The 26,736-nt window shown below is 67.2% G+C and carries 28 protein-coding genes; 13 read left to right on the plus strand and 15 right to left on the minus strand.

Annotated features, from left to right (window positions below):
* Positions 1-20: 20 nt before the first annotated feature.
* Positions 21-740 (minus strand): phosphoribosylanthranilate isomerase, encoded by a 720-nt coding sequence (locus ACFWUP_RS28655; protein WP_379239087.1) that lies wholly within the window; start codon positions 738-740, stop codon positions 21-23.
* 301 nt (positions 741-1,041) lie between these two features.
* Between ACFWUP_RS28655 and ACFWUP_RS28660 the strand changes: the two genes are divergently transcribed.
* The gene (locus tag ACFWUP_RS28660) at positions 1,042-1,584 is read left to right on the plus strand and encodes a hypothetical protein (protein ID WP_379239088.1); all 543 of its coding nucleotides are present in this window, start codon (positions 1,042-1,044) and stop codon (positions 1,582-1,584) included.
* A gap of 11 nt (positions 1,585-1,595) precedes the next feature.
* Here the strand turns inward: ACFWUP_RS28660 and ACFWUP_RS28665 are convergent, their stop codons facing one another.
* Positions 1,596-2,177 (minus strand): TetR/AcrR family transcriptional regulator, encoded by a 582-nt coding sequence (locus ACFWUP_RS28665; protein WP_379239089.1) that lies wholly within the window; start codon positions 2,175-2,177, stop codon positions 1,596-1,598.
* A gap of 42 nt (positions 2,178-2,219) precedes the next feature.
* On the opposite strand from ACFWUP_RS28665, the gene ACFWUP_RS28670 reads away from it, so the two are divergent.
* Entirely contained in the window at positions 2,220-2,612 is a 393-nt protein-coding gene (locus tag ACFWUP_RS28670; protein WP_379239115.1) for a DUF5360 family protein, read from the plus strand.
* Positions 2,613-2,691: 79 nt separating this feature from the next.
* Positions 2,692-3,225, plus strand: coding sequence for a hypothetical protein (locus tag ACFWUP_RS28675; protein WP_379239090.1), 534 nt, complete (start codon positions 2,692-2,694; stop codon positions 3,223-3,225).
* A gap of 43 nt (positions 3,226-3,268) precedes the next feature.
* Here the strand turns inward: ACFWUP_RS28675 and ACFWUP_RS28680 are convergent, their stop codons facing one another.
* From ACFWUP_RS28680 to sucB, 8 genes are all read right to left on the minus strand, one after another.
* Positions 3,269-3,580 carry a pyrimidine/purine nucleoside phosphorylase gene (locus ACFWUP_RS28680; protein WP_379239091.1) on the minus strand — a complete coding sequence of 104 codons (312 nt, stop codon included), beginning with the start codon at positions 3,578-3,580 and terminating at the stop codon, positions 3,269-3,271.
* 29 nt (positions 3,581-3,609) lie between these two features.
* On the minus strand, positions 3,610-3,999 hold the full coding sequence (locus ACFWUP_RS28685) for a DUF86 domain-containing protein (RefSeq protein WP_379239092.1): 390 nt from the start codon (positions 3,997-3,999) through the stop codon (positions 3,610-3,612).
* Positions 3,986-4,285 carry a nucleotidyltransferase family protein gene (locus ACFWUP_RS28690; RefSeq protein WP_379239093.1) on the minus strand — a complete coding sequence of 100 codons (300 nt, stop codon included), beginning with the start codon at positions 4,283-4,285 and terminating at the stop codon, positions 3,986-3,988. The genes ACFWUP_RS28685 and ACFWUP_RS28690 overlap by 14 nt, the downstream gene beginning before the upstream one ends.
* Before the next feature lie 32 nt (positions 4,286-4,317).
* Positions 4,318-5,340 (minus strand): lipoyl synthase, encoded by a 1,023-nt coding sequence (gene lipA / locus ACFWUP_RS28695; protein WP_379239094.1) that lies wholly within the window; start codon positions 5,338-5,340, stop codon positions 4,318-4,320.
* Positions 5,337-6,086 (minus strand): lipoyl(octanoyl) transferase LipB, encoded by a 750-nt coding sequence (gene lipB / locus ACFWUP_RS28700; protein ID WP_379239095.1) that lies wholly within the window; start codon positions 6,084-6,086, stop codon positions 5,337-5,339. Before lipB ends, lipA begins: the two co-directional genes overlap by 4 nt.
* A gap of 102 nt (positions 6,087-6,188) precedes the next feature.
* Positions 6,189-6,692: a GNAT family N-acetyltransferase gene (locus ACFWUP_RS28705; protein ID WP_379239096.1), complete on the minus strand. Its 504-nt coding sequence runs from the start codon at positions 6,690-6,692 to the stop codon at positions 6,189-6,191.
* A 4-nt stretch (positions 6,693-6,696) separates the two neighbouring features.
* Positions 6,697-7,590 carry a TIGR01777 family oxidoreductase gene (locus ACFWUP_RS28710; RefSeq protein WP_379239097.1) on the minus strand — a complete coding sequence of 298 codons (894 nt, stop codon included), beginning with the start codon at positions 7,588-7,590 and terminating at the stop codon, positions 6,697-6,699.
* Between the two features lie 12 nt (positions 7,591-7,602).
* Positions 7,603-9,330 carry a 2-oxoglutarate dehydrogenase, E2 component, dihydrolipoamide succinyltransferase gene (gene sucB / locus ACFWUP_RS28715; protein WP_379239098.1) on the minus strand — a complete coding sequence of 576 codons (1,728 nt, stop codon included), beginning with the start codon at positions 9,328-9,330 and terminating at the stop codon, positions 7,603-7,605.
* A 233-nt stretch (positions 9,331-9,563) separates the two neighbouring features.
* Here sucB and ACFWUP_RS28720 point away from each other — a divergent pair, with 233 nt between their 5' ends.
* The gene (locus tag ACFWUP_RS28720) at positions 9,564-9,914 is read left to right on the plus strand and encodes an oxidoreductase (protein ID WP_379239099.1); all 351 of its coding nucleotides are present in this window, start codon (positions 9,564-9,566) and stop codon (positions 9,912-9,914) included.
* Here ACFWUP_RS28720 and ACFWUP_RS28725 read toward each other — a convergent pair whose 3' ends face one another.
* Positions 9,915-11,423 (minus strand): leucyl aminopeptidase, encoded by a 1,509-nt coding sequence (locus ACFWUP_RS28725; protein WP_379239100.1) that lies wholly within the window; start codon positions 11,421-11,423, stop codon positions 9,915-9,917.
* Positions 11,424-11,561: 138 nt separating this feature from the next.
* Between ACFWUP_RS28725 and ACFWUP_RS28730 the strand changes: the two genes are divergently transcribed.
* The 4 genes from ACFWUP_RS28730 to ACFWUP_RS28745 are packed head-to-tail and all read left to right on the plus strand — an operon-like array spanning position 11,562 to position 16,199.
* A complete protein-coding gene (locus ACFWUP_RS28730; protein ID WP_379239101.1) occupies positions 11,562-12,347 on the plus strand; it encodes a hypothetical protein in 786 nt (261 codons plus the stop codon).
* Positions 12,344-13,429: a hypothetical protein gene (locus tag ACFWUP_RS28735; RefSeq protein ID WP_379239102.1), complete on the plus strand. Its 1,086-nt coding sequence runs from the start codon at positions 12,344-12,346 to the stop codon at positions 13,427-13,429. The genes ACFWUP_RS28730 and ACFWUP_RS28735 overlap by 4 nt, the downstream gene beginning before the upstream one ends.
* The gene (locus ACFWUP_RS28740; protein WP_379239103.1) at positions 13,426-14,907 is read left to right on the plus strand and encodes a hypothetical protein; all 1,482 of its coding nucleotides are present in this window, start codon (positions 13,426-13,428) and stop codon (positions 14,905-14,907) included. Before ACFWUP_RS28735 ends, ACFWUP_RS28740 begins: the two co-directional genes overlap by 4 nt.
* Positions 14,904-16,199 carry an AAA domain-containing protein gene (locus ACFWUP_RS28745; protein ID WP_379239104.1) on the plus strand — a complete coding sequence of 432 codons (1,296 nt, stop codon included), beginning with the start codon at positions 14,904-14,906 and terminating at the stop codon, positions 16,197-16,199. Before ACFWUP_RS28740 ends, ACFWUP_RS28745 begins: the two co-directional genes overlap by 4 nt.
* On the opposite strand, the gene ACFWUP_RS28750 is transcribed toward ACFWUP_RS28745, so the two are convergent.
* Positions 16,196-18,151 carry a GMC family oxidoreductase gene (locus ACFWUP_RS28750; RefSeq protein ID WP_379239105.1) on the minus strand — a complete coding sequence of 652 codons (1,956 nt, stop codon included), beginning with the start codon at positions 18,149-18,151 and terminating at the stop codon, positions 16,196-16,198. The genes ACFWUP_RS28745 and ACFWUP_RS28750 overlap by 4 nt on opposite strands.
* Positions 18,152-18,230: 79 nt before the next feature.
* Positions 18,231-18,695, minus strand: a complete 465-nt coding sequence (locus ACFWUP_RS28755; protein WP_379239106.1) for a carboxypeptidase-like regulatory domain-containing protein — start codon at positions 18,693-18,695, stop codon at positions 18,231-18,233.
* 147 nt (positions 18,696-18,842) lie between these two features.
* Between ACFWUP_RS28755 and msrA the strand changes: the two genes are divergently transcribed.
* The 3 genes from msrA to ACFWUP_RS28770 all read left to right on the plus strand — a co-directional run bounded on the left by msrA (position 18,843) and on the right by ACFWUP_RS28770 (position 21,618).
* Complete coding sequence (msrA, locus tag ACFWUP_RS28760; RefSeq protein WP_379239107.1) at positions 18,843-19,358, plus strand: peptide-methionine (S)-S-oxide reductase MsrA; 516 nt, start codon at positions 18,843-18,845, stop codon at positions 19,356-19,358.
* A 134-nt stretch (positions 19,359-19,492) separates the two neighbouring features.
* On the plus strand, positions 19,493-20,446 hold the full coding sequence (locus tag ACFWUP_RS28765; protein ID WP_379239108.1) for a hypothetical protein: 954 nt from the start codon (positions 19,493-19,495) through the stop codon (positions 20,444-20,446).
* 137 nt (positions 20,447-20,583) lie between these two features.
* Positions 20,584-21,618 carry a hypothetical protein gene (locus ACFWUP_RS28770; RefSeq protein ID WP_379239109.1) on the plus strand — a complete coding sequence of 345 codons (1,035 nt, stop codon included), beginning with the start codon at positions 20,584-20,586 and terminating at the stop codon, positions 21,616-21,618.
* 74 nt (positions 21,619-21,692) lie between these two features.
* Here ACFWUP_RS28770 and ACFWUP_RS28775 read toward each other — a convergent pair whose 3' ends face one another.
* The gene (locus tag ACFWUP_RS28775; RefSeq protein ID WP_379239110.1) at positions 21,693-22,349 is read right to left on the minus strand and encodes a nucleotidyltransferase domain-containing protein; all 657 of its coding nucleotides are present in this window, start codon (positions 22,347-22,349) and stop codon (positions 21,693-21,695) included.
* An 83-nt stretch (positions 22,350-22,432) separates the two neighbouring features.
* Complete coding sequence (locus tag ACFWUP_RS28780) at positions 22,433-24,022, minus strand: bifunctional phosphatase PAP2/diacylglycerol kinase family protein (protein WP_379239111.1); 1,590 nt, start codon at positions 24,020-24,022, stop codon at positions 22,433-22,435.
* A 293-nt stretch (positions 24,023-24,315) separates the two neighbouring features.
* Between ACFWUP_RS28780 and gcvT the strand changes: the two genes are divergently transcribed.
* Both gcvT and ACFWUP_RS28790 read left to right on the plus strand, forming a co-directional pair.
* Positions 24,316-25,416 carry a glycine cleavage system aminomethyltransferase GcvT gene (gcvT, locus tag ACFWUP_RS28785; RefSeq protein WP_379239112.1) on the plus strand — a complete coding sequence of 367 codons (1,101 nt, stop codon included), beginning with the start codon at positions 24,316-24,318 and terminating at the stop codon, positions 25,414-25,416.
* Positions 25,417-25,450: 34 nt separating this feature from the next.
* Positions 25,451-26,548, plus strand: coding sequence for a branched-chain amino acid aminotransferase (locus ACFWUP_RS28790; protein ID WP_379239113.1), 1,098 nt, complete (start codon positions 25,451-25,453; stop codon positions 26,546-26,548).
* The last annotated feature ends 188 nt before the right edge of the window (positions 26,549-26,736 follow it).

Genomic DNA, 26,736 nt, shown 5'->3' on the forward strand with positions numbered 1-26,736 from the left:
TCGTCGCCCGGGCGGCTCGGTCAGGTGAGCGGCTCGTCGTATCGGAAGCTGTGTGCTGTCTGGACGAATGCCGCGCACTTGACGCGGTCCTTGCTGCCGGTGCCGATCCTCGAGCCCTTGACGCCGGTGTTGACATCAACGGAATGCGGGCGCACGGTCGCGATCGCCTCCGCAACGTTCTTCGGGTCGAGTCCACCGGCCAGCATCACCTTCGCGGGCGTCCCAGCGATCGCCTCGGCGATCTTGCTGCTGATCGTCCAGTCATGAGTCAGGCCGGTGCCTCCGAGTCGATCCGCCGTGCGTGTATCGAGAAGGACCGCAAAACAACCGGACGCTGCGGCCTCGGTAGCGGTGTTGATCCCGGCTTCGAGTGCCTTGATGTCGGTCACGTGCACTGCCCGGACGACCTCTCGACCACGCGAGCCCGCACATACCCTCTGCAAGGTTTCGTCGTCGACGTCCAGGCCGTGTACCTGGATGCGATCGACTCCGATGGCGTCGGCGAGTTCGAGGATTTCGACCGAATCGGTCAGGTGGGTGACGAGAACTCTGGTCACCGTGGTCGACAGCTCCCGCGCGCGTCGCGTTAGATGTTCGGCTACCTCTGGTGACAGCTCGTCCTCGCTGACGTGGGTCACGCCCGAAATGAATCCCACCGCATCAGCACCGGCGTCGAGCGCGTCGACAAGGTCAGCTTCGGACCGGATGCCACAGATCTTCGCCTGGACGCGGGCAGTCATGAGCCCCAACCCTAGTGCTGTTCCCTGCGCGGTGCGCGGGCTGGGGTTGATCGAGCCGGCCTGCGCGGTTCGCGCGACACGCCATCAAAGGATTGCGAGATCGCGTTCGGTGATAGATGCTGGTCCAACTGTTGGTGCGTAGCTGGGCGTGACTTTTCCGCGACCGTTTCGTAATCTTACGGTGACCTGTTCTCGACAATGACTGGTGATTGACAACGTGACTGCTTCGCATCGGAAACCGTCGGCTCCCAAGAGTCGTCTGCCGCTCGCTGTCTGCGGTCTTGCCGCGACCGTTCCCGGCATGTTGATGATGGTGATGCGGCCGGGGGCGCAGGTCGAGGCGGTGGCTTCGGTCGAACCGTTGTCGACCTCGGCTATCGAGCCTGATCCGATCGCCGCGGCTCCGACGAATGATCAGCCGCAGCCGGGGCCGATCGTCAAGGCGGATGACGAGATGGCGGCGTTGTCGGCGTTGAAGGTGAAGGTGTTGTGTGGGACGGAGTTCAACGGGACTCTGCCGCATGTGGCGCAGGTCGGGAACCTGCTGCAGAAGATGTTCGGGGTGGGGGATATCGGTGGTGCGCACGGGCGGTACGACGGTGACCATGGGGCGGGGCGCGCGCTCGACGTGATGACGTCGAATACCGCGTTGGGCAACACCATCGCGGATTTCGTGCTGGCCAACAAGGCGCGGTTCGGCGTCACCTATGTGATCTGGCAGCAGCGGTACAACGACGGCAACGGCTGGTCCTACATGGAGGATCGCGGTAGCCCGACGCAGAATCACTATGACCACGTGCATATTTCGTTCGAGGGATCGGGCGCGGCGAACATCGCCTGCTGATCGCTACGAGTTCAGGTTTCGAGTGCGGTCAGGATCGGTTCGGCCTGGTTTCTCAGAAGTTGTAGCTGACGCTCCGGGGGGAATCGTTCGGGGTCGAAGACTGCCTGGATGCCGATGCCGTCGATGAGGATCGTGAGGGCTTCGGCCGCGTTTTCGAGGTCGGGGCCCGGTCGGTAGCCGACTGAGGTCAGGACCAGTTCGAGCGCCTCGCGCCAGATTCGATAGCGGGCGCGTTGTTCCCTGGCGAGGTCGGGGTCATGGGTGGCCGAGTCCCAGAAGGCGATCCACACTTGCCATTCGACGAGGCGGGTTCGGTCCATCGGTAGGCATTGGCCCAGCAGTTCGTACAGGTCGTCGGACTCGGGGGTCATTCGGGTCACGCGGTCGGCGACGGCGGAGGATGCTGCGCTGAGTGCGGCCCGCAAGACAGCGCGCTTGTCTGCGAAGTAGTGCACGACCATGCCGGTGGTGCAACCGGCCTCGGCGGCGATGTCGCGGACGGTGGTGTGTGTCAAGCCTTTGGTTGCGATGACCTGGCACGCGGCGGCGCTGATCGCGCGGCGGCGCTCTTCGTGATCGACGATTTTCGGCATTGACACGAGAGTTTACATACTGGCTATTATGTAACCGTGGTTATGAAAAAGCTGATGTTGGTGACCGATCTCGGCTTCCTCGGCTACTGGGTGGCCACCGCACTGGGGCTGATCAGTGTGGGGGCGGATGAGTTTCTGCAGCAGTGGAACTGGTCGTTTCTCGGACTCGACGCGGCGGCGATCGGGTTGGGGCTGGTCGGGCTCGCGCTCGGTCGGCGCTCGGCCAGTTCGATGCTGTTGATCGTTGTGTCGTTGTCGCTCACCTCCGCCGCGGGGTTGATGGCGTTGAACTTCTATGTGATCCGGGGTGAGTACAGCCTGATGTGGTGGATCCCGAACCTCTGGTTGTTCGCGTTTCCGGTCGTGGCGCTCGTCGGGATCATCCGTGCGTCGGCTTCTGCTGAGATCGTTGGTGTGCCGCACAAAAGCTTCTGACCTGGCGCGCGGAGCGATTTGGGTGATCAGGTCACCCGAACGGGTGATCTCTGCGCGCGAAAGCGAGGAAGATGGGGGTATGGCCCCCAACAGTGCGAAATATCTGATCAGCAACGGCACCGACGACCGGGTGTCGCTTTTCGATGACGGGCGCGTGAAGGTTTGGTCGACCACCCACCTGTGGACCGAAGAAGGTCGCGAGCGGCACAATGCCCTCGGCGAGACTGTGCTGCTCGGTATCGGGCGCACGCTCGGGACGGCCGGTCCCGTGGATCGGCGTCAGCAGTGCGATGCGGAGTTCGAACTCGACCCGGAAAAGGGTCACACGGTCGCCGCGACCGTCGGCGCGGACAACGGGACGTTCGTGCAGTTCTTCCATGACGGCCAGATCGCGGTCGGCAACGACGGACGCGATGTGGCGACGGTGTTCAACGCGGGCCGGGAGACGAATTCGGCTCGCGGCACGAATGGTGTCGGCGGCTCGGTGATGGTCACCTTCGGTGGCAGTTACCGACCGAGAACCAAGCGCGAGAGCGACTTTCAGGTGGAATTGAGCGAGGCCACGGCCCCGCGGCCCAATCGGTTGTACAAGGACGAGTTCCTCGTGAAGTAGAGCTGAGCGGGGCGACCTGTCCGGTCGCCCCGGCTCCGCTTCGTCAGCCGTAGTAGCAGACGTAATGCATGGTGTCGACAACCTCGATGTCGAAGGCGCTGTCGCCGGGGATCTTGAACGACTCACCGGCACGGTAGGTGATGGCTTCGGTCGTGCCGTCCAGCGTCACGTTGGCCTCGCCCGCGACCAGCTCCATGATCTCCGGGGCGCCGGTGGTGAAGCGCAGCGACGACGGCTGGATCACGCCCACCGACACCGAGGCGCCGTCTGGCATCTCGAGGCTGTAGCTGACGCACTTGCCGTCGAAGTAGACGTTGGCCTTCTTACTGACGGAGACGTTCTCGAACTTCGACATGGGTCCTTCCGCAATTGGTTAGGGGAGGCTCAGTCTAGCCACGCGGGTTTGTTCGCCAAGATGCGCTCTACCTCGGTGGGGTCGAGCTCGGCCACGATCGCGAACACTGCTTCGGCGATGTCGGGCGCACTACGGGTTGCGGTGTCATACACGAGTTCGATGTCGATGTCGAAGTATGCGTGCGCAAGCCTGTTTCGCATTCCGCGGACGTCTCGCCACGGGACATCAGGGTGCTCGGCGCGGGTGGCGTCGGACAACGCCGAGGATGCCTCACCGATGATTTCGAGTTGGCGAACGACCGCATCCTGGCGGAGGCGGTCGGCAGCAAAATCTTCACGACTGACATCGCGGAGATAGGTAGCGATCTGATACGCGGCGAGAACGATATCAGCGAGGTAGCGTTCTTCACGCTGCTTCATGCAGGACCTTCGCCTCGCTGAGAACCTCGTCGCGGAAGTACCAGTGCAGGTACTCCTTGGATACGACATCGACCTTGCGGCCTAGGAGATCCTCGAGGTCGTATTGAAGGCCGAAGAACTCTATGCCCAGGCGGCTGTCGGGCTTGCGCACATAGAGAAAGTCGACGTCGCTGTCCGGTCCATCCGATCCACGTGCAACGGACCCGAAGACGGACAGCTCGGCAACGTCGTACTTCTCGCACAGGGCACGCAGTTGCGGCATCAGCGCGTCGAAATCGATCGTCATACTTCCAGTTTAGCTGGACGCACCAGCGCTTTTCAGCTGCCGAAGCGGGCCAGGACTGAGCTGGCTTCCTGGGAGGCGGTGCCTTCCTTGGCGAGGTGGGACATGGCTTCGGGGATTTCGCGGCCGTGGTGGGTCATGGCTTGGGCGTAGAGGCGGCCTGCTCGGTAGGAGGAGCGGACCAGGGGGCCTGCCATGACGCCGGCGAAGCCGAGTTCTTCGGCGACCTTGGAGTGTTCGACGAATTCCTCGGGCTTGACCCAGCGGTCGACGGGGTGGTGGCGGGGGGAGGGGCGCAGGTATTGGGTGATGGTGAGGATGTCGCAGCCTGCTTCGTGCAGGTCGCGCATGGCCTCGGTGACCTCTTCGGGGGTTTCGCCCATGCCGAGGATGAGGTTGGACTTGGTGACCAGGCCTGCTTCGCGGGCGGCGGTGATGACCGCGAGGGAGCGTTCGTAGCGGAAGGCGGGGCGGATGCGCTTGAAGATGCGCGGCACCGTTTCCAGGTTGTGCGCGAGGACCTCGGGGCGCGACGAGAAGACCTCGGCGAGCTGGGCGGGGTCGGCGTTGAAGTCGGGGATGAGCAGTTCGACGCCGGTGGCGGGGTTGATCGCCTTGATGGCGCGCACGGTTTCGGCGTAGAGCCAGGCGCCGCCGTCGTCGAGGTCGTCGCGGGCGACGCCGGTGATGGTGGAGTAGCGCAGGCCCATCGACTGCACGCTCTCGGCGACGCGGCGGGGCTCGTCGCGGTCGAGGGCGGCGGGCTTGCCGGTGTCGATCTGGCAGAAGTCGCAGCGGCGGGTGCACTGTTCACCGCCGATGAGGAACGTGGCTTCGCGATCTTCCCAGCATTCGAAGATGTTGGGGCAGCCCGCTTCTTCACACACGGTGTGCAGGCCCTCGGATTTCACCAGGCTCTTGAGCTCGGTGTATTCGGGGCCCATGGTGGCGCGGGTGCGAATCCACTTGGGTTTGCGCTCGATCGGGGTCTCCGCGTTGCGCGCTTCGATGCGCAGTAGCTTGCGTCCGGCGGGGGCAGAGGCGTCTACGGAACTCACCGGACCGACTCTACGCTCGGGGCCTGCGCGTTCGCCGGTGTGGTGGTGCGATCAATGTCATGGGCCTGTACGGGAATTTCACCGTCGAGGGCGGCAACGATCGCGGCGGCCACGAGGGGCTTGAGTTCGGCGACGGTGACTTCGCGGCCGAGTTCGCGGGTCAGGGTGGTGACACCGGCGTCTTTGATGCCGCAGGGCACGATCGCCTGGAAACCGTCGAGGGCGGAATTGCAGTTGAGCGAGACGCCGTGCAGGGTGACGCCGCGTTGCACGCGTACACCGACGGCGGCGATCTTGCGTTCGGCGAGGAGTTCGGTCGCGGGCAGCCACACACCGGAACGGCCGTCGACGCGCCCACAGGTGAGGCCGAAACCGGAGACCACCTGAATGATCGCTTCCTCGATGCGCCGGACGTACTTGACGACGTCGATGGGCTCGGCTAGGCGGATGATCGGGTAGCCGACCAGCTGACCGGGACCGTGCCAGGTGATCTTGCCGCCACGGTCGACCTCGATCACCGGACTGCCGTCGATCGGCAGATCCTCGGTCTCGGTGCGGCGGCCCGCGGTGTAGACCGACGGATGCTCGAGCAGGAGCAGCCGGTCGTCGCCTTCGCCGAGAGCGCGCTGATCGGCGATCTGCCGCTGTAGCTCCCAGGCGGAGTGGTAGTCGATGAGTCCGAGATCCTCGACCACGATCGGGGTCGCATCGAATCGTGCGGACGCGGTGGGGCGCGTGTCGTTCACGGCTTTGACGTTACGCCCCGGGGCACCGTTCGGTCAGCCCGCCACCGGTGACTGTTCGGTGCGAGTACGGCCGACCCGCGAATTTCCAGCGACTGTGCCGGTTCACGGTTCGATGGGGAAGTTTCGTTGCATGAGTGTCAAGTCCATCCAGCGGCCGAATTTGTAGCCGACCTCGGGCAGTTCGCCGACGGTGACGAAGCCGAAGCGTTCGTGCAGGACTATCGAGGGGCTGTTGCTGGATTCGATGGCGGCGATCATGGCGTGGACCCGGCCGGAATCTGTTGCGCGGGTGATCAATTCGGCGAGCAGTGCGGTGGCCGCGCCGCGACGCCGGAATCGGCTGTCGACGTAGACGGAGTTCTCCACGGAGAAGCGGTAACCGGATTTGGGGCGCCACTGGCCGTAGGAGGCGTAGCCGGCTACTTCACCGTCGATTTCGGCGATGAGGATGGGCATGCCCGCAGCGGTGCGATCGGTGAACCAGGCCAGGCGGTCGTCGAGGTCTACTTCGTCGGTGTCCCAGAGTGCGGTGGACTCGGCGATGTTGGTGTTGTGGATGGCCAGGACGGCGTCGAGGTCGGGCTTGTCGGCGTCGCGGATCAGCATCGGTTCATCCTCGGTCGACGGCGGCGGACAGGGCGGCGCCGATCGTCGGGTGCTGGTAGGTGTAGCCGGCGTTCTCCAGGACCGCGGGAATGGCACGAGGCCCGTGCATGATCGAATCGGCCAGTTCACCGACCAGGGCTTGCAGGGCGAAACCGGGGACGATGAACGGGGTCGGCCGGTGCAGGGCGCGGCCTAGGGCACGGGTGAATTCCGCGTTGGTGACGGGTGCGGGGCCCGTGACGTTGATCGGGCCGGAGAGCTCGGGGTGGGTGAGCGCGAAGATGATCGCGCCGACCTCGTCGTCGAGGGAGATCCACGGGAAGTATTGGCGGCCGCTGCCGAGGCGTCCGCCGAGGCCGAGCCAGTAGAGCGGGTGCAGTTTGCCGAGCATGCCGCCGTTGCGGGACAGCACCACGGCGCTGCGGATCAGCACCGTTCGCACGCCCGCCGCGGTCGCGGGTTCGGTGGCGGCTTCCCAGTCGCGGCACAGCGTGGCGAGGAAACCTGTTCCGGCGGGCGATGTTTCGTCGATGACGGCGTCGCCGGTGCTGACGCCGTAGTAGTGCGCGCCGCTGGCGTTGACCAAGGTCGGAACGCCGACGGCCGCGACCGCGGTGGCCAGGACATCGGTGGGGGTGATGCGGCTGTCGCGGAGCAGCTGCTTGTAGCTGCCGTTCCAGCGACGGTCGGCGATGCCGGCGCCGCACAGGTTCACGACTGCGTCGGCCCCGCGCAACGCCCGCTCGTCGAGCTGGGCGCGCGCGGGATCCCACGTGTATTCGTCCGGTGCCGCGGCGGGGCGACGGACAAGGCGGGAGACCTGGTGCCCGTCGCGGCGTAGTGCCGCGACGAGCGCCGTCCCGATCAGGCCGGACGAACCGGCGATGACCACCTTCATCGAATTCCTCGGCTACAGGCCGAGATCGGCCTCGAACGCCGAGTCTTCGAGCCGGTGCTTGATGGTGGAGACGAACCGGCCCGCGTCGGCACCGTCGATGAGACGGTGGTCGTAGGTGAGCGGCAGGTACACCATCGAGCGCACGCCGATGGACTCGCCACCGGCCTCGTCGGTCACCACCACCGGGCGCTTCACGATCGCGCCGGTGCCGAGCATGGCCGCCTGCGGCGGGACCAGGATCGGGGTGTCGAAGAGGGCGCCCTCGCTACCGATGTTGGTGATGGTGAAGGTGCCACCGGACAGCTCGTCGGGCTTGAGCCCGCCGGTGCGTGCGCGGTTGGCGATGTCGGCGATCGCGCGGGCAAGGCCTGCCAGCGACAGGTCGCTGGCGTTGTGGATGACCGGCGAGAGCAGACCCTGCTCGGTGTCGACCGCGATACCCAGGTGCACCGAGGAGTGGTAGGTGATCTCCTTGGTGTCCTCGTTGTAGGAGGCGTTCACGTTCGGGTGCACGCCGAGCGCCTCGACGACGGCCTTCGCGAAGAACGGCAGGTACGTCAGGTTGACGCCCTCGCGTGCCTTGAACGAGGCCTTCGCGAGCTGACGCAGATGCGCGACCTTGGTGACGTCGGCCTCGTGGACCTGGGTCAGCTGCGCGGTGCTCTGCAGCGATTCGCGCGTCTTGGTCGCGGTGATCTGGCGGATCCGGCTGGCCTTCTGCGTGGTGCCGACGAGGGCGGCCAGCTTCGGGGCGGCGGACTGCTTGGCCGGGGCCGCGGGTGCTGCGGCGGCCGGAGCCGGTGCGGCGGCGGGCGCCTTCTTGGCCTCGGCGGCGGCGAGCACGTCCTGCTTGCGGATGCGCCCGCCCACACCGGAACCGGTGATGCTCGACAGGTCGACGTTGTTCTCGTCGGCCAGCTTGCGCACCAGCGGGGTCACGTACGGGGTGCTGCCATTGGCCGATGCCGGGGCAGGAGCGGACGCGGGCTTGGGAGCCGGGGCCGGAGCGGGCTTCGGCGCGGGAGCCGCAGCGGCGGGTGCCGGGGCAGGCGCGGGAGCCGGAGCAGGCTTCGGTGCAGGCGAGGGAGCGGGCGCAGGCGCGGGAGCCGGCGCAGGCGCGGCGGCCGCGGGCTGACCGCTACCGATCACACCCAGCTGACCACCCACATCGATGACGTCGTCTTCCTGCGCCGTGATCTCGAGCAGCGTGCCCGCGACCGGCGAAGGGATCTCGGTGTCGACCTTGTCGGTGGACACCTCGAGCAGCGGCTCGTCGACGGCGACGGTGTCACCCACGGCCTTGAGCCAGCGGGTAACAGTGCCCTCGGTGACCGACTCGCCCAGTTCGGGCATCTTCACCGGCGTGCCGGAAGCAGCGGACGCGGCAGGCGCGGCGGCCGGGGCGGGAGCCGCGGCGGCAGGGGCCTGCGCGGCGGGCGCGGGTTCGGGTTCGGGGGCCGCGGGTGCGGCAGCGGGCTCAGGAGCGGTGGCAGGGGTTTCGCCGGCATCGCTGATCACGCCGAGCTCACCGCCGACCTCGACGATGTCGTCTTCCTGGGCCACGATCTTGGAGAGCACGCCCGCCGTGGGCGACGGGATCTCGGTGTCGACCTTGTCGGTGGAGACTTCCAGCAGCGGTTCGTCGACCTCGACCGTGTCTCCTTCCTGCTTCAGCCACCTGGTCACCGTGCCCTCGGTGACGCTCTCACCAAGGGCTGGCATCTGGACGGAGAAGGCCATGTCCTCTGACTCCTCTGCAGTGTGTACCCGGCGGACACTCGTCGCGGGTCGCGGCTTTCGTCCACCCCGCCGGTCTCGGCGGAGCACCCGGGAAACGTTGGTTCTTGTTCCGGCAACCATCCTTGCACTCGCTCGCCGCCGGTGTAGCGCAGGGCGGCGATCCGGGCGAAGCTGGCACCATGGAATGTACGGCGGTGAGCAGAATTCCACCGGAATGTAGGAGGTCGAGCCGGATGGGTTTGCTGGATCGTTTCCGCGGTGGGCGCGGTGCGAGCAGGTCAGTCGCTCGCGAGAGCGCGTCGGAGGTGAGCGCCCTGGCGGACTGGGCGCGGACGCGGCGCGGGGTCGAAGCCTTCGTCGAACCTAAAACGACTGTGACCGATGTCACAGCGGTGCTGGTGGCCGCGGACGGTGAATGGACCCGGCGGATCGTCGGTGAGAAGGGCGCGCGGCGGTTGGCCGGTGCGTTGAAGATTCCGGTCTACGACGTGAACCGCACCGGCTATCCGCAACGCATGCGCGACTTCGACGCCCGCCGCCGCATCGAACAGCGGCGGGCTCGCGAAGCCGAACTAGGGGAGTGACTACTCCGCGCCGATCTCCTCGATCACGGTGATCAGCGTGCGCACCGGGACGCCGGTGCCGCCCTTGCCGATGTAGCCGAACGGGCCACCGGTGTTGTAGGCCGGACCTGCGACGTCGAGGTGGGCCCACTGCACGCCCTCGGGGACGAAGTCCTTGAGGAACAGCGCGGCCGAGAGCATGCCGCCCCAGCGGTGCGGGGCGACATTGGCCAGGTCGGCGACCTTGGAGTTCAGGTCGGCGCGCAGCTCGGCGGGAAGCGGCATGGCCCAACCGTTTTCGCCGACCTTGCGCGAGATGGCGGCGACACGGTCGCGGAAGTCGTCGGTGCCCATCACGCCGGGGGTGCGGGTGCCCAGCGCCACCATCTGGGCGCCGGTCAGCGTGGCGACGTCGATCAAGTAGTCGGGCTCGTCCTCGATCGCGCGCACGATCGCGTCGGCCAGGATGAGCCGGCCTTCGGCGTCGGTGTTGATGACCTCGACGGTGGTGCCGCCGTACTGGGTGAGCACGTCGCCGGGGCGCTGCGCGGTAGCCGAGGGCATGTTCTCGGCCATCGGGACGGTCGCGGTGACGGTGACCGGCAGGCCGAGGCGCGCGGCCAGCAGCACGGTCGCGATGACCGCCGCGGCGCCCGCCATGTCGGAGGTCATGTTCTCCATGTTGGCGGCGGGCTTGATCGAGATGCCGCCGGTGTCGAAGGTGACGCCCTTGCCGACGAGCGCGATCTTCTTCGGGCCGCCCGCGTAGGTGATCCGGATCAGGCGCGGCGGGCGCGAGGAGCCCTGGCCGACGCCGATGATGCCGCCGTAACCGGCTGCGGCGAGGGCATTCTCGTCGAGCACCTCGACCTCGAGGCCCGCGGCTTCGGCGAGCAGGCGGGCCCGGTCGGCGAATTCGGCGGGGTAGAGCGCGCTGGGCGGGGTGTTCACGAAATCGCGTGCGGTGGCGATGGCTTCGGCCACCAGCTGTGCGCGCAGCAGTTCGAGGGTGCCGAATTCCGGTTCGGGAACCAGCAATTCGAGGCGGACCACCGGACGCTCGTCCGGCTTGGGTGCGCTCTTGGACTTGAACGACGAGAAGGTGTAAGCGCCGAGGTAGAACCCTTCGGCCGCCGCACCCAGGTCGATGCCGGACAGGGTGGTGGCGACGAGTTCGGTGCCGCTGAGCGCGCGTCCCGCGACGCCGGCGCTGCGACGCACCTGTTCGGCGTCGACCTTGTCGGCCGCGCCGAGGCCGACGGCGAGCACGCTGGTGACATTGTCGAGCCCGGCCGGTGCGGGCACCCGGGTCAGTTCCTCCGGCTTGCCCTTGGCGCCGACCGCGCCGAGAGTGTCGAGCAGTTGCGCGCGTACCTCGGCGGTGAGCACGTCGCCGAACAGGTCGGCGGGGGCGATGGCGGGGCCGTTCTCCGAGGACGTCAACCCGATCACCAGCACGTCGGTGTCGGGGGTGATGGTTTCGGTGCGCGCCAATTCTGGTCCGAGGGAGCGATCTGCGACTGCGGTCATTGCCCCAGGTTATTCGGTCGCTATCGGTGCGCGCATCACCAGTCCGAGTGAGGGGGTGTGAGCTGCTGTTGTTCGGTTTCCCCCTGAAATACTGGGAATTACTGGACAATACTGGTAGCTGTGGATACGCTCCGACTCGTGACGGACTCGGCCGAAGAGCTGGAGGTGCGCATCTCCGGTTTGCGGGCCGAGGTGCGACGGGCCGCTGCCGGTGGAGACCGGGCGGGCGCCCGGCAATTGCGCGCGGAATTGCGCAGGGTCGAGTTGGCTTGGGACGCGGCGGTTCTCGGGTCGGTGCCCGAGGAGGCATCGGAGGCGCCCGGGGTGCCGGTGCGTGAGCACGTGCATCGCGCGTTGACTTTGCTGTCGGTGCCGTCCTCGCCGAAGTTGGTGCTCGCCACCCATGACGCGTTCTTCTCCGGGGAGCTGCTGCCCGCCCGGCTGACGAGTCTGCGGCGCGACGAGGAACGTTCCTTCCGGTCGGCGCCGTACGCCCGCCCGTACTACCTGTGCGCGGCGCTCACCACCGATCTGCTCGCCCCCGCGCGTGGGTTGATGGCGGTGAGTTCGTGGCCCCTGGAAAGGCGAATGGTCGGTCCGTTGAGTCCGCGGGTCGGGCTGTTGGTGTCGGCTATCCGCTTGGCCGAACATCTTTCGGCGCAGCCTGCGGGAGAAACGTCTGGTTTGCGCGTACTGTGGCGCCTCGCCGTGTCGATTCCTGGCATCTCCACCGCCCCGGATTCACTCGACCCGGCGACAGTGATCGAGGCCGCGCGGCGTGAGCTCGCGGTGCACGAAGACGAGGATGCGAGGCAGCGTAATTCGGCCGCGCGACGGGCGGCGGATCAGCTCGCGGATCCGGCCGCACAACTATTCGGTGTTCGGCTCGGCGTAGCCGATCGGCGACGAATCGAGGTGGAATGAGCACTCTCGCAGCACAGTTGGACCAGTTGCGCGGTGAAGCCCCCGCGACCAGGCACAATGCCCGCACCATCGCCGCGCTGACGGCCAATCCCGGTTGTGCCCGCCGCGCCCTGCTCGATGCGGCCGCCGTGGACAAAACCGTGATCGCCCAATCGCTGGGATTCCCACCACAATTCGGTCAGTCCCAGTTCGCCATCACGCGCGGTAACGCGTTCGAGTCGATGGTGAAGGCGAACGGTTGCGCGGAATTGCTCGCCCTTTTGCGTGACAAACTCGGTCTCACCATTCCCGAAGTCGCCTACCACGACCTGAATTCGGTGGGGGAGAACACCGGCAACGCGGTGCGCTATCAACGCACCAGGCAATTGCTGAAGAGCACGATCACCGCGGGCGACGGCACCTTGTTCGATCACCCGATGCTGCGGCTCGATATCGCCGGTGCCACCGCTTATCTCGAACCCGATGTGGTGGCCGTGCAGGTGGACGGGAAATTCCATGTCGTGGAGGTCAAAGCCTTTCCGGTGATCGACGGGCAGGCCGACCCGGCGCAGGTTGCGGCGGCCGCGCGGCAATCCGCGGTGTATGTGATCGCGTTGCGTGAGTTGATGGCCGAGATCGGTGAGTCACCGGAGATCGTGTCGCACAATGTGATTCTGGTATGCGCCAAGGATTTCTCGAATCGGCCGACTGCCGAGATGGTCGATCTGCGTAAGCAGCTTGCCTCGGTCTCGCGTCAATTGACCAGGCTCACCGCGATTCCCGATTTGCTCGCCCTGTTGCCGCCCGAGGCGACTTTCGCGCCGGGGGAGAACCTCGAGAAGACGATCGCCGCCATCCCGGCTCGCTACGCGCCCGAGTGCATGTCCAATTGCGAGCTCGCGTTCGCCTGCCGCGACGAGGCCCGCACCTGCGGTTCGGTGGATGCGCTGGGGCGTGGGGTGTGCGATGTGGTCGGTGGCATCGAGAACATTCACACGGTTCTCGGACTGGCCGACGGCACCCTCGAACCCGGCCCCGAGCACGCCGACATCACCGCCATGCTGCGGACCGCCCATCGGCTGCGGTGGGAGATCGCCGGATGAGCGTCCTGGCGGCGCTGGCCAAGGCCGAGGCCGTGCGTGCGGGCCGTGCGCAGGCCACCGCGGCGGTGCGCCACATCCACCTCGCGGAGCGGCCGCTGGTCGCGGTGCCGTTGCGGTTGGCGGGGGAGGCGGCGGCGCCGGTGGCGATCATGATCGGCACCGCGCCCGGCGACCAGAACGTATTGACCGTGCCGCAGCCACGCGACCGGGTACTGCGGTTGCGGTTCGTCGAACAACTGGCCGATGTTGTGCTGCCGTATCTTTCGACGTTTCTCGTCGAGACCGAGGAGCTCACCAGCAAGGCGGGCGAGACCTACACCCGATGCCTCGACGCACCGCAGATGTGGACGCCCAATCCCGGCGGGGTGAATTTCCTGAAGCTGCTGGGGCGTTCGGTGCGGTTCCACCGTGTCGACGGCGATAACCCTGTGCCGGAATCGATTCCGTTGCTCGGCAGGTGGCTCACCTGGTTCGGCGATCGGGCCGAACACCCCGGTTCGGCGGTATTCCTCGCGATGACAACGGCACTCGCTTCGCACTGGGCATCGGGCCAATCATCCCTGGAAGACGGCAATCTCGCGGCACTGCTCGGCTGGATCGACCCACCGCCCGGACTGACCGGTGCGGAAGCCGCCGCGCTGGCCGAAGATCCGTTGCTGTCCCCGCCCGCAGGCCCCGCCACCGATCCTGGATTCGACAACGAAGAACTCGCGCCGCTGATCGCCGCCTACAACGCCGCGCTCGACGACTCGGCGAGATCCGTTGCGGCCGAACGCCTCGAACGTTCCCTGCGCGGTCAGCTCGAACCCACCTGGCAGCTGATGTGGCGGTCCATCGAGCTGCTGGGCGCGCTGCCGGAAGGCGCCAGTGTCGAGAACCGGTGGACCGATGATCGGGGTGCGTTCTCCCGTTTCGCCGCCGACATCGCGGAGGGAGTTCCGCAGGCCCGCCGTGATTCCGCGGTCCCCGCGGTGCGTCGACTGCTCGAGCGCGAGCGTGCGCTGGAGGCGTTGCAGGGGCAGTGCGCTTTCGATGATCCGCTGCTCATGCTCGAACATCGCGTCAGCGGCGCGGCGTTCCGCGGCACCGTCGTGCACAGCGAACCGGACCGTCTCGACCGTTCGGGAGCGCGGCCGAAACTGCGCCCGCACATCCACATTCGGACCACCGATCCGTTCATCGCGGTTGTCGGTGAGGAACTCACGTGTGTGGAACGGCCGAAGCAGACCGGGACTGTTGTCGAAATCGACGGCGACAGCATGGTTCTCGAACTGTCCGGCGGGATGGGCCGCAAGCTCGTCCCCGAGCCGGGCAGCGTTCCCGACGAAGGTGACGAACTCGGGTTCGCCCGGTTCAAACCGGCACCGTTCAACGGCATGCTGAATCTGCCTGCGCGCGAAGAGACTCCGTGGACACACGGCGGACCACCGCCGGAATGGATGCCGCCGACCGACGACGAGGGGGGAGAACTCCAGTGACCACCCCAGATGAGGCTGTCGCGGGGATTCTCACCGACCTGCGTGACGAGAGCCATCGCGCGATCGTCGTCGACTCACCGCCCGGCGCGGGCAAGTCCACGCTGGTAGTGCGCGCGGCCCGCCAGCTCGCCGAGGACGGCGAGCAGCGGATGATCGTCGCCCAGACCAACGAGCAGGTCGACGACCTCATCGACCGCCTGGCGGGTGCCGACCCGGGACTGCGGATCGGACGACTTTCCAGCGCCGCCTACGTGGTGAGTGACCGGGTGGAGCGGCACGGCAATGTCCGGGTCGCCAAGCAGCCGGGCGACCTCGAGGACCGCGCCATCGTCATCGGCACCGCGGCCAAATGGGCCACCATCACCGACGGCACCTGGACGCACGCGATCATCGACGAGGCGTACCAAATGCGCTCGGACATGTTGCTGCGCATCGCGAATCGGTTCGATCGCGGGCTGTTCGTGGGTGATCCGGGGCAGCTCGATCCCTTCGCGACCGTCGAAACCGCGCGCTGGGCCGGGCTCACCTGGGACCCGACGATGAGCGCGGTCAGCGTGATGCTGGCCAACAACGACAGCATCCCCACCCACCGGCTACCCGTGTCCTGGCGGCTGCCCGCCACCGCGGCACCGGTGGTGTCGAAAGCGTTCTACCCCTTCACCGAATTCCAGTCCGGCACCGGATTCGGTGACCGGCGCATGGATTTCAGCACGCGCGGCATGGGCGGTCCGGTCGACGAGGTGCTGGAAGAGGCAGCCGAATCCGGTTGGGGCTGGTACGAATTGCCCGCCCGGCACACCCTGCGGACCGACCGCGAAGCGGTGGCCGCGATCGCGATGATCGCCGCCCGGCTGATCGAACGCGGCGCCACCGCCCACTCCGAATCCGGCAGCCATCCTGTGACCACCGACCGTGTCGCGATCGGCACCGCGCACCGCGACCAAGCCGACGCCATCCGCACCGCCCTGCGCGGCACCTGCGCCGAACCCGTCACCGTCGATACCGCCAACCGCCTCCAAGGACGCGAATACGACATAACCCTTGTGCTGCACCCACTTTCGGGCCGTCGCGACGCCAGCGCGTTCCACCTGGAGGCGGGCCGGCTATGCGTGCTTGCCTCCCGGCACCGCCACGCCTGCATCCTCGTCGGCCGCGCGGGCATCCCCGAACTCCTCGACGCGCACCCCTCCGCCGACCCGGTCCACCTCGGTGTTCCGGTCAAGTTCCCCGACGGGTGGGAGGCGAATCAGGCAGTGCTGAGCCATCTTTCGAACCATCGGGTGCGAGCCTAGGTCAGCCTGGCCGCCAGCCGTTTCGCGGTCATGTAGGCGATGGCTTCGATGGTGACCATCGGGTTGACACCGGGGGCGGTCGGGAATGTGGAGCCGTCGGCGACAACGATGTTGGGGACATCCCAGGTGGCGCCGTCGGGGTCGGTGGCCGAGAGGTCGGCCGAGCCGCCCATGCGGGCCGAGCCCATGATGTGCAGGGCGCCCATCGCACAGCGGCCGGGGGCATAGCCCGCCTTCTTCGCGGCGGCGCCGAACGCGGCGAGCGAGCCACGGATACCGGGTTCGAAGGAGATGCCCGCCTGGTGGCCGGAGTAGATCCGTTGCGCGCCCGCGGCTTCCAGGATGGTGGCGGCGCCGACGATGCCGGTGTGCAGGTGGGCGGCGTCGTAGTCGGAGAGCTGGTATTTCACCACCGGTTCGCCGGACTTGTCGATCCAGACGGTGCCGGGGTCGCGGTCGCGGGTGATGACGCCGATGGCGTTCGTGCGGGCGAAATCGAGCATGGCGGCGCGATGGTCGGCCGCACCGCGCCAGCTCAGGAAACCGGTGGCCAGGCCGGGGTGGATCGGGCCGGTTTCGTAGATCACGCCGTAGCCGTTGCCGTCGAGATCGGCGTGGTGGCGGCTGATCCGGCCCTGCAGCGCGCCTTCCCAGGGGCGGATCTCCTCGTCGAACACGCCGAAGACCGCCGCGGCCGGATGCAGGCGCAGGTGCTGTCCGATGTTCTTGTTGCGCAGGCCGGATCGTCGCAGCAGTGCCGGGGTCTGGATCGCGCCCGCGGCGACCACGACGGCTTTCGCGCGCACGGTGATCTCCACGCCGGTGGAGGTGACGGCCGAAACAGTCTCGGCGCGACCGGCTTTCACGGTGATCGTGCGGACATTCGCGTCGACCACCAGACGTGCGCCGAGTTCGGCGGCGTCGGCGAGCCAGGTCTTGGTGGCTGATTGTTTGGCGCCGAGCCGACAGCCGTAACCGCAATGCCCGCACTCGATTCCGGCGTCACACGCGTCGCTGACATTGCGTGGCAACGTGTCCACGGACCAGCCGAGAGAACGTGCGCCGCGTTCGAGGATGCCGTCGCGCGCCGAGAGGGGCGATTTACGATCGGTGACGCCGATCCGCTGCTGTACGGCAGTGAGCGCGTCCCCGAACTCGTCCTCGGCGAACTGTGGAACGCCGGTTTCGGCCCATTCGGCGCGGATCGTGTCAGGGGTCGGTAGTGAGGTGCTCCAGTTGACCACCGTGCCGCCGCCGAGGCAGGTGCCCGCGACGAGGGTGATCTGGCCTTCCGCCGAGGTGGCGGGGCCGGGGGCGTACAGGGTGGTGAGCGCGTCGAGTTCGCCGGTGCCGAAATCCTGATCGTCGTAATAGTTTCCGCGCTCGAGCACGATCACGTCGAGGCCGGCCGCGGCCAGTACAGCTGCTGCGGTGCCGCCACCGGCGCCCGAGCCGACTACTACGACATCGCAGTCGAGCGTGGTGGATTCGGTGAACCGAAGGGGCGTCAGCGGCGGCTTCGGTGCGGTGTCGAGCCGGCCGAACGGCGCCGGATAGCCGATCTGCTTCCACAGCGGATTCGTTCCGGTGGGACCCGGGGTCACGTTGTAGGCGAGCAGGGATGCCTGCTCGAGTGCCTGGAAGATCGCGCGGGCGGGGGCGAGGCGGGAATCACCGAGGCGCAACAGGGCGGCCTCGCGCTGCTCGTGCGAGAGCGTGGAGAACCGGCAGCCTCGGCTGCCGGTGAGCAGGCCGAAGGCACGAGAATCCCACAACCCCAACAGCATTGCGAACTGCTTGCGTTCGGCTTCGCGCGGATTGCGGTCCAGAATTCGGAAGATGGTGTCGACCGCGCCGAGCTCGGTCGCCGCGGGCAGGCCGAGCCCGTCGCCGGGCAGGAACGTATCGCAGATCATGCCCAGCGCGGCCCGATGTTCGGCTGTCGGTTCCATGCGGAAACCACCCCTTTTCAGTGTGGGGTGAGTTCTATCACGCGACATCCGGCCGCGCTGGGGGTCAACAGGTTTCGGATCAGTCGGCCGTGAACTGGATGGTCTTCAGCGACGGCGTCGACAGTTCGACATCGGCCCGGGTGACCGACTGTGCCGCCGAGTCGTTGCGGTACGCGGTGAGCTGGTAGCGGCCGGGTTGCAGTCCGCGGAAACTCACCTGTCCGTTGGTGCCGGTGGACATGTGCCGGTGGATGTTGTCGCCGCACGCGTCGATGCCGGTGAGCACGATCTTGCCGCCCGCGATCGGCGTGCGGTTCGCCGCGGTGACCAACACCGCGTCGATCTGACCCGCCGCCGCCGGGGTGGCCGCGCGAACCGCGAGGTCGTCCTGTCGTGCCTGTCGTACTTCTTCGCAGGGTGCCCCCGCCTGCGCGATCGAGTCGTCGGCGCCGGGATGCGCCCACGCGCCGCCCACCGCCGTCCCCACCAGAGCTGTTGCCGCCAATCCGATCGCCAAACACTGGGAAATGACAAACCGTGGCATCGCGCCGTTTTCCTCCTGGATTCGAAGTCGAGGTAACGCTCGGGCGGAGCAACAATACTGGCGGGAATTTCGGGGCCGACACCGGTGTTCCGTAGAGTCCGTTCTGGGTTATTTGTGCGACCGTGGAGTTCTCATGAAGGAGGACGTGTGACTGACACCCGTAAGGCGATTCTGGCCGGTGGATGCTTCTGGGGCATGCAGGATCTGATCCGCCGTCAGCCCGGTGTGCTGGCCACCCGGGTCGGCTACACCGGCGGGACCAACGACAATCCCACCTACCGCAATCACCCGGGTCACGCCGAGGCCGTCGAGATCGAGTACGACCCGACGCAGACCGACTACCGGGCGCTGCTCGAGTTCTTCTTCCAGATCCACGACCCGACCACCAAGGACCGTCAGGGTAACGATCTCGGCGAGAGTTACCGTTCCGCGATCTTCTACCTCGACGACGAACAGCGCCGGATCGCACTCGACACCATCGCCGATGTGGACGCCTCGGGTCTGTGGCCGGGCAACGTCGTCACCGAGGTGACTCCGGCGAGCACGTTCTGGGACGCCGAACCCGAGCACCAGGACTATCTGATTCGCTACCCCAACGGCTACACCTGCCATTTCCCGCGCCCCGGCTGGAAACTCCCCAGGCGCGACACCACCGGTGCTTAACTGATTCGTACCCCGTCCGTCGCACTGCCGATATGCCATGATCGGCAGTGTCGGCGTGTGCGTGGTGACGTCGGATCGAAATAACTCACGACGGTGGCCGCGGTCGCCGCAGACGATGAGGGGACGCGATTCGAATGACGTATGGACAGCAACAACCCGGATATTCCGCGCCGGGGCCACAACTCGGCGTCGGTGACGCGCTCGGCTACGGCTGGGAAAAATTCAAGAACAATGCGGTGGTGTGGGTCGGCATTATCCTGATCGCCGCGATCATCCAGGTGGCGATCAGTCTTCCCTTCCGGTACGACACAGACGATGGCTACAGCTTCGGATTGAGTCTCTGGGGTTTCATCGGAAGCATCGTGAGCGCGGTGATCGGATATCTGATCACGGCGGCACTCGTGCGTGGTTCCCTCGACGAAACCGACGGTCGCAAACCGGGATTCGGTGACTTCTTCAAGTTCACCAATGTGGGTGCGGTGATTCTGGCGAGCTTCCTCGTCGGTCTCGCCACCGGCATCGGCTTCGTGCTGTGCTTCCTGCCGGGCATCATCATCGCCTTCTTCACCTGGTTCACGATGAATTTCGTGCTCGACCGCGACCAAGACGCGATCACCGCGATCAAGTCGAGTTTCTCGGCGATCTCGAGTAATGCCGGGCCACTGCTGTTGCTGGCGCTGGCACTGTTCGGCATCAATATCGTCGGTGCGCTGCTGTGTGGGCTCGGGCTGCTGGTGACGATCCCGGTCTCGATCATCGCCTCCACCTACGCCTACCGCGTGATCGTCGGCGGACCAGTGGCCGGTGCCGCACCCGCCGCCGATCCGGGCTACCCGCAGCAATACGGCGGGCCCGCAGAGGGTTACGGCGGCCAGCCCGGGTACGGCGATCAGCCGGGTTACGGTGGCCCCGATGGCGGCCAGGGCTACGGCGGACCCGGTTACGGTGCCCCCGGTTACGGAGGTCCCGAAGGTGGCCAGGGCTACGGCGGGCCGGGTTACCCGGGCCAGGGCGGTCCGGATTACCCCGACGGACCCGACCTGGGCAAGCCCGGAGATCAGGGCTGGGGCCCCGAAGGCAACCGCTGACGGTAAACCCCGAAGGGCGTGCGATGAACGTTCATCGCACGCCCTTCGTGCTGTTCACGCAGCCGATGCGACTTCTCGTGAGATCTAGCTGTCGGTAGCTGTCGGTAGGATCGGGGCTCGTCGAACAAGGGGGATTCATGCGGGGGAAATGGCGGGGTTGGTCGTGGTCGGTGCGGGGTGGGGTGGTCGCGCTCGTTGCGGTTGTGGGGGTGGTGTTGCCGCTGGTGGGGGTGGTTGCGACGTTGTTGGTGTACAACGTCGGCGAGCAGTCGGAGCAGGCGCGGACCAGGGGGAAGGACGCGGTGTGGCTCGGGCATGCGTGGGTGGACGGGCGTAGGACCGACGCTGATATCGAGGGGTTGGGGCGGTTGCTGGCGGGGACCGGGGTGCGGGATTTGTATGTGCACACCGGGCCGTTGGAGCACGACGGGAGTTTGCGCGACGATCTGGCGCCGCGCGCGCAATGGTTCGTCGATGCGGTGCATGCGCGATTACCGGGGATTCGGGTGCAGTCGTGGCTGGGCGATATCGTGCAGCCCGAATTCGACGGTCTCGATGTGGAATCGGCGGCGTCGCGCGAGCGAGTAGTGGCTTCGGCGCGGCGGGTGCTGGCCTATGGGTTCGACGGGGTGCATTACGACCTCGAACCGATTCGATCGGGTTCGCCGGGATTTCTCGCACTGCTGGACGCGACACGGGCGGTGACAACGGCTGCGCGCGTACCGCTTTCGGTGTCGGCGCCGGTGATCGATCCGCTGCCGGGATTGCATTCGGTGGGGTTGGCGGTCGCTGATCACGGAAAGTGGTGGAGTCAGGCGTATTTCGCCGAGGTGGCTCGTCGCGCTGATCAAGTGGCGGTGATGTCGTATGACACTGCGATGCCGACGAAGGCGTTGTACAGCGGGTATGTGGCTCAGCAGACCGAATTGGCTGCGGAGGTGACGCCCGATGGGGTCGATCTGCTGATGGGGGCGCCTGCGTTCTGGGCCGATGATCCGGGGCATCACGGTGCCGCCGAAACGGTGGCCGCCGCGGTGCGGGGGATTCGCCTCGGGCTGACCGAAGCTGATGTGGGTCGGGCGAATTTCGGGGTCGCGATGTATGTGGATTTCGCTGCCACACCGCAGGATTGGGCTGATTATCGACGCGATTGGTGTCGGATGGGTAACTGAATTCGCTGCCGGTTCGACGTCGCAACGGGCCGAGCTGCCGGATCGGGCTGTGACTTGGTTGTCGCGGAGGCGATCTACTCCACAGATTGTGAGCCGAGTGCCGGCGCGCAGATGGCGGCGACCCACGGGTGATCCGGGTGGAGCTGGGTCAGCCAGGAGCTCAGGCGGGCGCGGCGGTGTTCCGGGAGCAGGGGGAGGACGCGGTGGAAATCGCTGGTGTCCTTGGGGCGGTTGGCTTTTGCTTTGAACAGCAGCACCACCTCGGGGATCACGTACGGGATGCCGTTGGCCGTGGTGCGGATGAGTTCGGTGTAGGGGAGCGTGATCGTGGGGTCGCGGCGGCAGATCCAGGTGTCGCCGTCGTGCGGCTCGCGGAAGGCGTCGAGGTGGAACGCGCCGGTGAAGGGGTCACGGAGCCAGGTTTGGTGCAGATCGGGGTGGGTCGCGGCAACGGAGTAGGGCCACAGCTTGCCGTCGCCGACGACATCCCATTCGTATTCGGGGAAAGCATCGGCGACGAAGAGGAAATCTGCTCGGGGAACAGTGATTTCGATGTCGTCGTGGGCGCGGGAGATCGACCCGGCGAACAGGTCGAGGGCCCAGCCGCCCGCGACGGCCCACTGGGCGGGACAGGTGGCGAGGCGGGCGGCCACCACGCTCGGTGTCCACGGGTCCCAGCGCCGGGTGGCCTCGGTTGCGGTGATCGGACGTCCCCCGTCCGGCGAGCTCATCACTCCATCCTCGGCACCGGTGGCCTGGGGCGCAAGGTTGTTGTGGGCGATGGTGATCGAGACGAGACGGGTTTGTGAGGAAGTCAGCGTCGACGGTCGGTGAGCCAGGCCAGTGGTCGGCGGTGGTGGGGGCGGGGACGGTTTTCCCAGCGGGGGTTGTCCTCGTCGCGACGGTAGACCGGGATCCGGCCCGCGATGCCGAAACGGAAAGTTGTTGCGATGCCCACTACTTCGCCGTCGGCGGCGACCGAGACGGGAACCTTGGAGGTGACGGTGAGTTCGTGCATCTGACGTTCGCCGTAGACGCGGCTGTGGCCGATGGCGGCGAGCATCAGGGCGATGACCGCGCGGGTGCGCGAGAATCGGACGTCGGCGCGCAGCCACCGCACGTCGAGCAGGCCCTCGTCGAGGCGGGAGCGGAACGCGGGGACGGCGCCGTGTGGGTGGTAGGGGCCGTTGCCGATGAACAGGAACCACATGTCGTGCCACCGGTCGTCGAGGCGGATGTGGATCGGTTCCGCCCGGCGCAGGGTGACCACGAGTGCGGCGGCGAACGCGGGCCACTTGCCCCAGCGGTCCTCCCACTGCTCGCGCAGGCGCACCAGTTCGGGATAGGCGCCGATGCTGGCGGTGTTGATCAGGTGGTGGGTGTGTCGGCCGTCGGGGGTGTCGAATTCGACTGCGGCGATGTCGACTTCGACGGCCTCGCCCGCACCGGTGGCGTCGGCTACTTCGCGCAGGTCGTAGACGCCGAGATCGCGGGCGAAGTGGTTCAGGGTGCCCGCGGGGACGACGACAAGGGGCAGCTTGTTGCGCACGGCGACGGCTGCCGCGGCGGCGATGGTGCCGTCACCGCCTGCCGCGCCGACCGCGAGTACCGAGGTGTGGTCGTTCGCCGCGGCGTCGTCGCGATCCGCTGCGGCGTCGACGGCGTCCTGGAGGAGCTCGACGGCGTCACGGCCGGGTTCGGTGCGCACGAGCATCGCCGCGGGCAGTGCTTCGGCGATGTCGGCGGTGGGATCGTAGGAGGAATCACCCGAGCGCGGATTCACCAGCAGCACAAGGCCTTTGCCGTCGGCGAGGATCGGGGCGTCGTGCACGACGTGCGCGTCGGCCTCGTCGGATTCGCGGATCGGCCACCAGCGACGGGTGGTCAGTGCGATCGCGGTACCCACGCCCGCGCCGACCAGCACGTCGGACGGCCAGTGCGCGCCGGTGTGGATGCGTGAATAGGCGACGGCGGCGGCCACCGGCGCCACGGCGAGCGCGGTGCGCGGGCTCTCCAGGGCGACGGCCGTGGCGAAGGCGGCGGCGTTGGAGCTGTGGCCGGACGGGAACGACGACGACACCGGGGCGGCGACCAGCCTGCGACCGAGCGGCATCAGTTCGGCAGGCGGTCGACGGCGCGGGATCAGCGTCTTGAGCACGAGGTTCACCAGGAAACTGCTGCCACCCAGCGCGATGACGCCGCGCAGGGCGGCCCGTCGCGGGGGACCGGGGCGCACCGCGAGGGCGGCCGCGACCGCCAGCCAGAGTCCGCCGGTGTTGGCCGACTTCGTCAACCGCAGCATTCCGCGATCGACCGCGGATTCCGGAATCCGGGACACCGCCCGGCTCATGGTGTCGTCCATCCGGGCGACGTGGCCGAATCGTGCTCGGGGCAACTCACTCACACCGAGAACCCTACCGCCGTTGGCGGTCAGTCTCTTTCGGTACGGACAGGGCCGCCCGCGCACCCCTCGATGGCAGGGGCGGCACTGTCCGTGGCAAGGGCGCATCCAGCGACGATTTTCCCACCGAAGGACCGATATCGAACCCTGCGGAGCGCCCCCAATTACAGGGGCACGGTGGGTGGTAACAGACCTCCGCACTGCGACCAGTTGGGCTCAGCGGGGGCGTTAAACTCTGCCCGGACGGACTCCGCACTGCGACCAGTTGGGCTCAGCGGGGGCGTTAAACTCTGCGCATGACCGACACCGCGCTGCTCGAAGGCCCCATCCACGCTGTTCATGTCGAACTCGGGGCCACCTTCGCTCCGTTCGGCGGCTGGGAGATGCCCGTGCAGTACAGCGGCACGGTCGGTGAGCACACCGCGGTCCGCACCACGGTCGGCCTGTTCGACGTGAGCCATCTCGGCAAGGCGACGGTCGCGGGTCCGGGTGCCGCGGCGTTCGTGAACTCGGCGCTGACCAATGATCTGGGCCGGATCCGGCCGGGCAAAGCGCAGTACACGCTGTGCTGCGCCGAAGACGGTGGCGTGATCGACGACCTGATCGCCTACTGCGTCAGCGACGACGAGGTGTTCCTCGTGCCGAACGCGGCGAACACCGCGGCGGTGGTCGCGGAGTTGCAGAAGGTGGCGCCCGCGGGGATCACCGTGACCGACCAGCATCGCGACTACGCGGTGTTCGCGGTGCAGGGGCCCAAAGCCACCGAGGTGCTCACTGCTCTCGGCCTGCCCACCGAGATGGAATACATGGCCTACGCCGACGCCGAGTGGGAGGGTCGCCCGGTGCGCGTGTGCCGGACCGGTTACACCGGCGAGCACGGCTACGAGCTGTTGCCGCGCTGGGCCGACGCGGAGCCGGTGTTCCGCGCCCTGATCGCCCAGGTCGAGGCGGCCGGTGGTCAGGCGGCCGGGCTCGGCGCGCGTGACACCCTGCGCACCGAGATGGGTTACCCACTGCACGGGCACGAACTGTCGCTCGACATCACCCCGAACCAGGCCCGCACCGGCTGGGCCGTCGGCTGGAAGAAGCCGGAGTTCTGGGGCAAGGCCGCACTCGAGCAGGAGAAGGCCGACGGGCCGCGTCGCACGCTGATGGGCCTCAAAGCACTGGATCGCGGCGTGCTGCGCCAGGGGCAGACCGTGTTGCGCGACGGTGCGCCGGTCGGCGAGACCACCTCGGGGACGTTCTCGCCCTCGTTGAAGGTCGGCATCGCGCTGGCGCTGCTCGACACCGACGCGAAGCTCGAACCCGGCGACGAGGTGGAGGTCGACGTGCGTGGGCGCAAGCTGCGGGCGACGGTCGTGAAGCCGCCGTTCGTGGACACCAAGACCAAGTAGATTCCCTAGCGCAGCCCCCGGATAGGATTCCACCATGACAGTCGCCGCACAGTTCACCCGTATTCCGCACCCCGCGCTCACCCCGGCGCAGCAGCGGGACGAGGTACTGGCGGCACCCGGTTTCGGACGGTTCTTCACCGATCACATGGTGTCGATCGACTACGCCGACGGCCAGTGGGGCAATGCGCGCGTCGAGCCGTACGGGCCGCTGTCGATGGACCCGGCGACGATGGTGTTCCACTACGGGCAGGCGATCTTCGAAGGGCTCAAGGCCTACCGCCAGCCCAACGGCGAGATCGCGACCTTCCGCATCGACGCCAACGCGGCGCGGTTCCGTCGGTCGGCGGCGCGGATGGCGATGGCCGAGCTACCCGAGGAACTGTTCATCGAGTCGGTGCGCCAGTTGCTCGAGGTGGACGCCGACTGGGTGCCCGCGGCGGGTGGCGAGGATTCGCTGTATCTGCGGCCGTTCATGTTCTCCACCGAGGCGGGCCTCGGGGTGAAGCCCGCTTCGGCGTACAAGTACCTGCTGCTCGCCTCGCCCGCGGGGGCTTATTTCCCGCGCGGGGTGAAGCCGGTGCGGGTGTGGTTGTCGACCGAGTATGTGCGGGCGGCTCCCGGTGGGACCGGTGAGGCGAAGGTGGCGGGCAACTACGCCTCGTCGCTGCTCGCGCAGGCGCAGGCTACCGATGAGGGCTGTGACCAGGTTGTGTGGCTGGATGCGTGTGAGCGTCGGTACGTCGAGGAGATGGGTACCAACAATCTGTTCTTCGTGTTCGGTACCGGGTCCGAGGCTCGGCTGGTGACTCCGGAGCTGTCGGGTTCACTGCTGCCGGGTATCACTCGTGACTCGTTGCTGACGTTGGCCGCCGACTCCGGTTATCCCGTCGAGGAGCGCAAGATCTCGGTGGAGGAATGGCGCGAGGGTGCCGAAAGCGGTGAGATCAGTGAGGTTTTCGCGTGTGGGACTGCGGCGGTGATCACGCCGGTGGGTTGGGTGAAGTCCGCTGAGGGTGAGTTCGCTATCGGCGGTGGGGAACCCGGTGCGGTGACGATGTCGTTGCGGGATACGTTGACTGGAATTCAGCGGGGTACTTTCGCTGATACGCACGGGTGGCTGCGGACTCTGTAGTCAGTGGGAGCGCTTGTCCGGTGGGGGCTTCTCGGGTTTGAGTTGTCCCAATTGGGTAGTGGGGCAGGGCTTCGGGGTTTGATTTGTCCCAGGGGTTTGAGGCTGTGTTTGTTGGAGCGCTGGCGCGCTCGAGCGCGGCCCCCTTGGGGCCGCGAGTTAGCCGCCGTTGCTCGCGCTTCGCGCATGCG

The sequence above is a fragment of the Nocardia sp. NPDC058658 genome (genome assembly GCF_042716665.1).
GTDB lineage: Bacteria > Actinomycetota > Actinomycetes > Mycobacteriales > Mycobacteriaceae > Nocardia.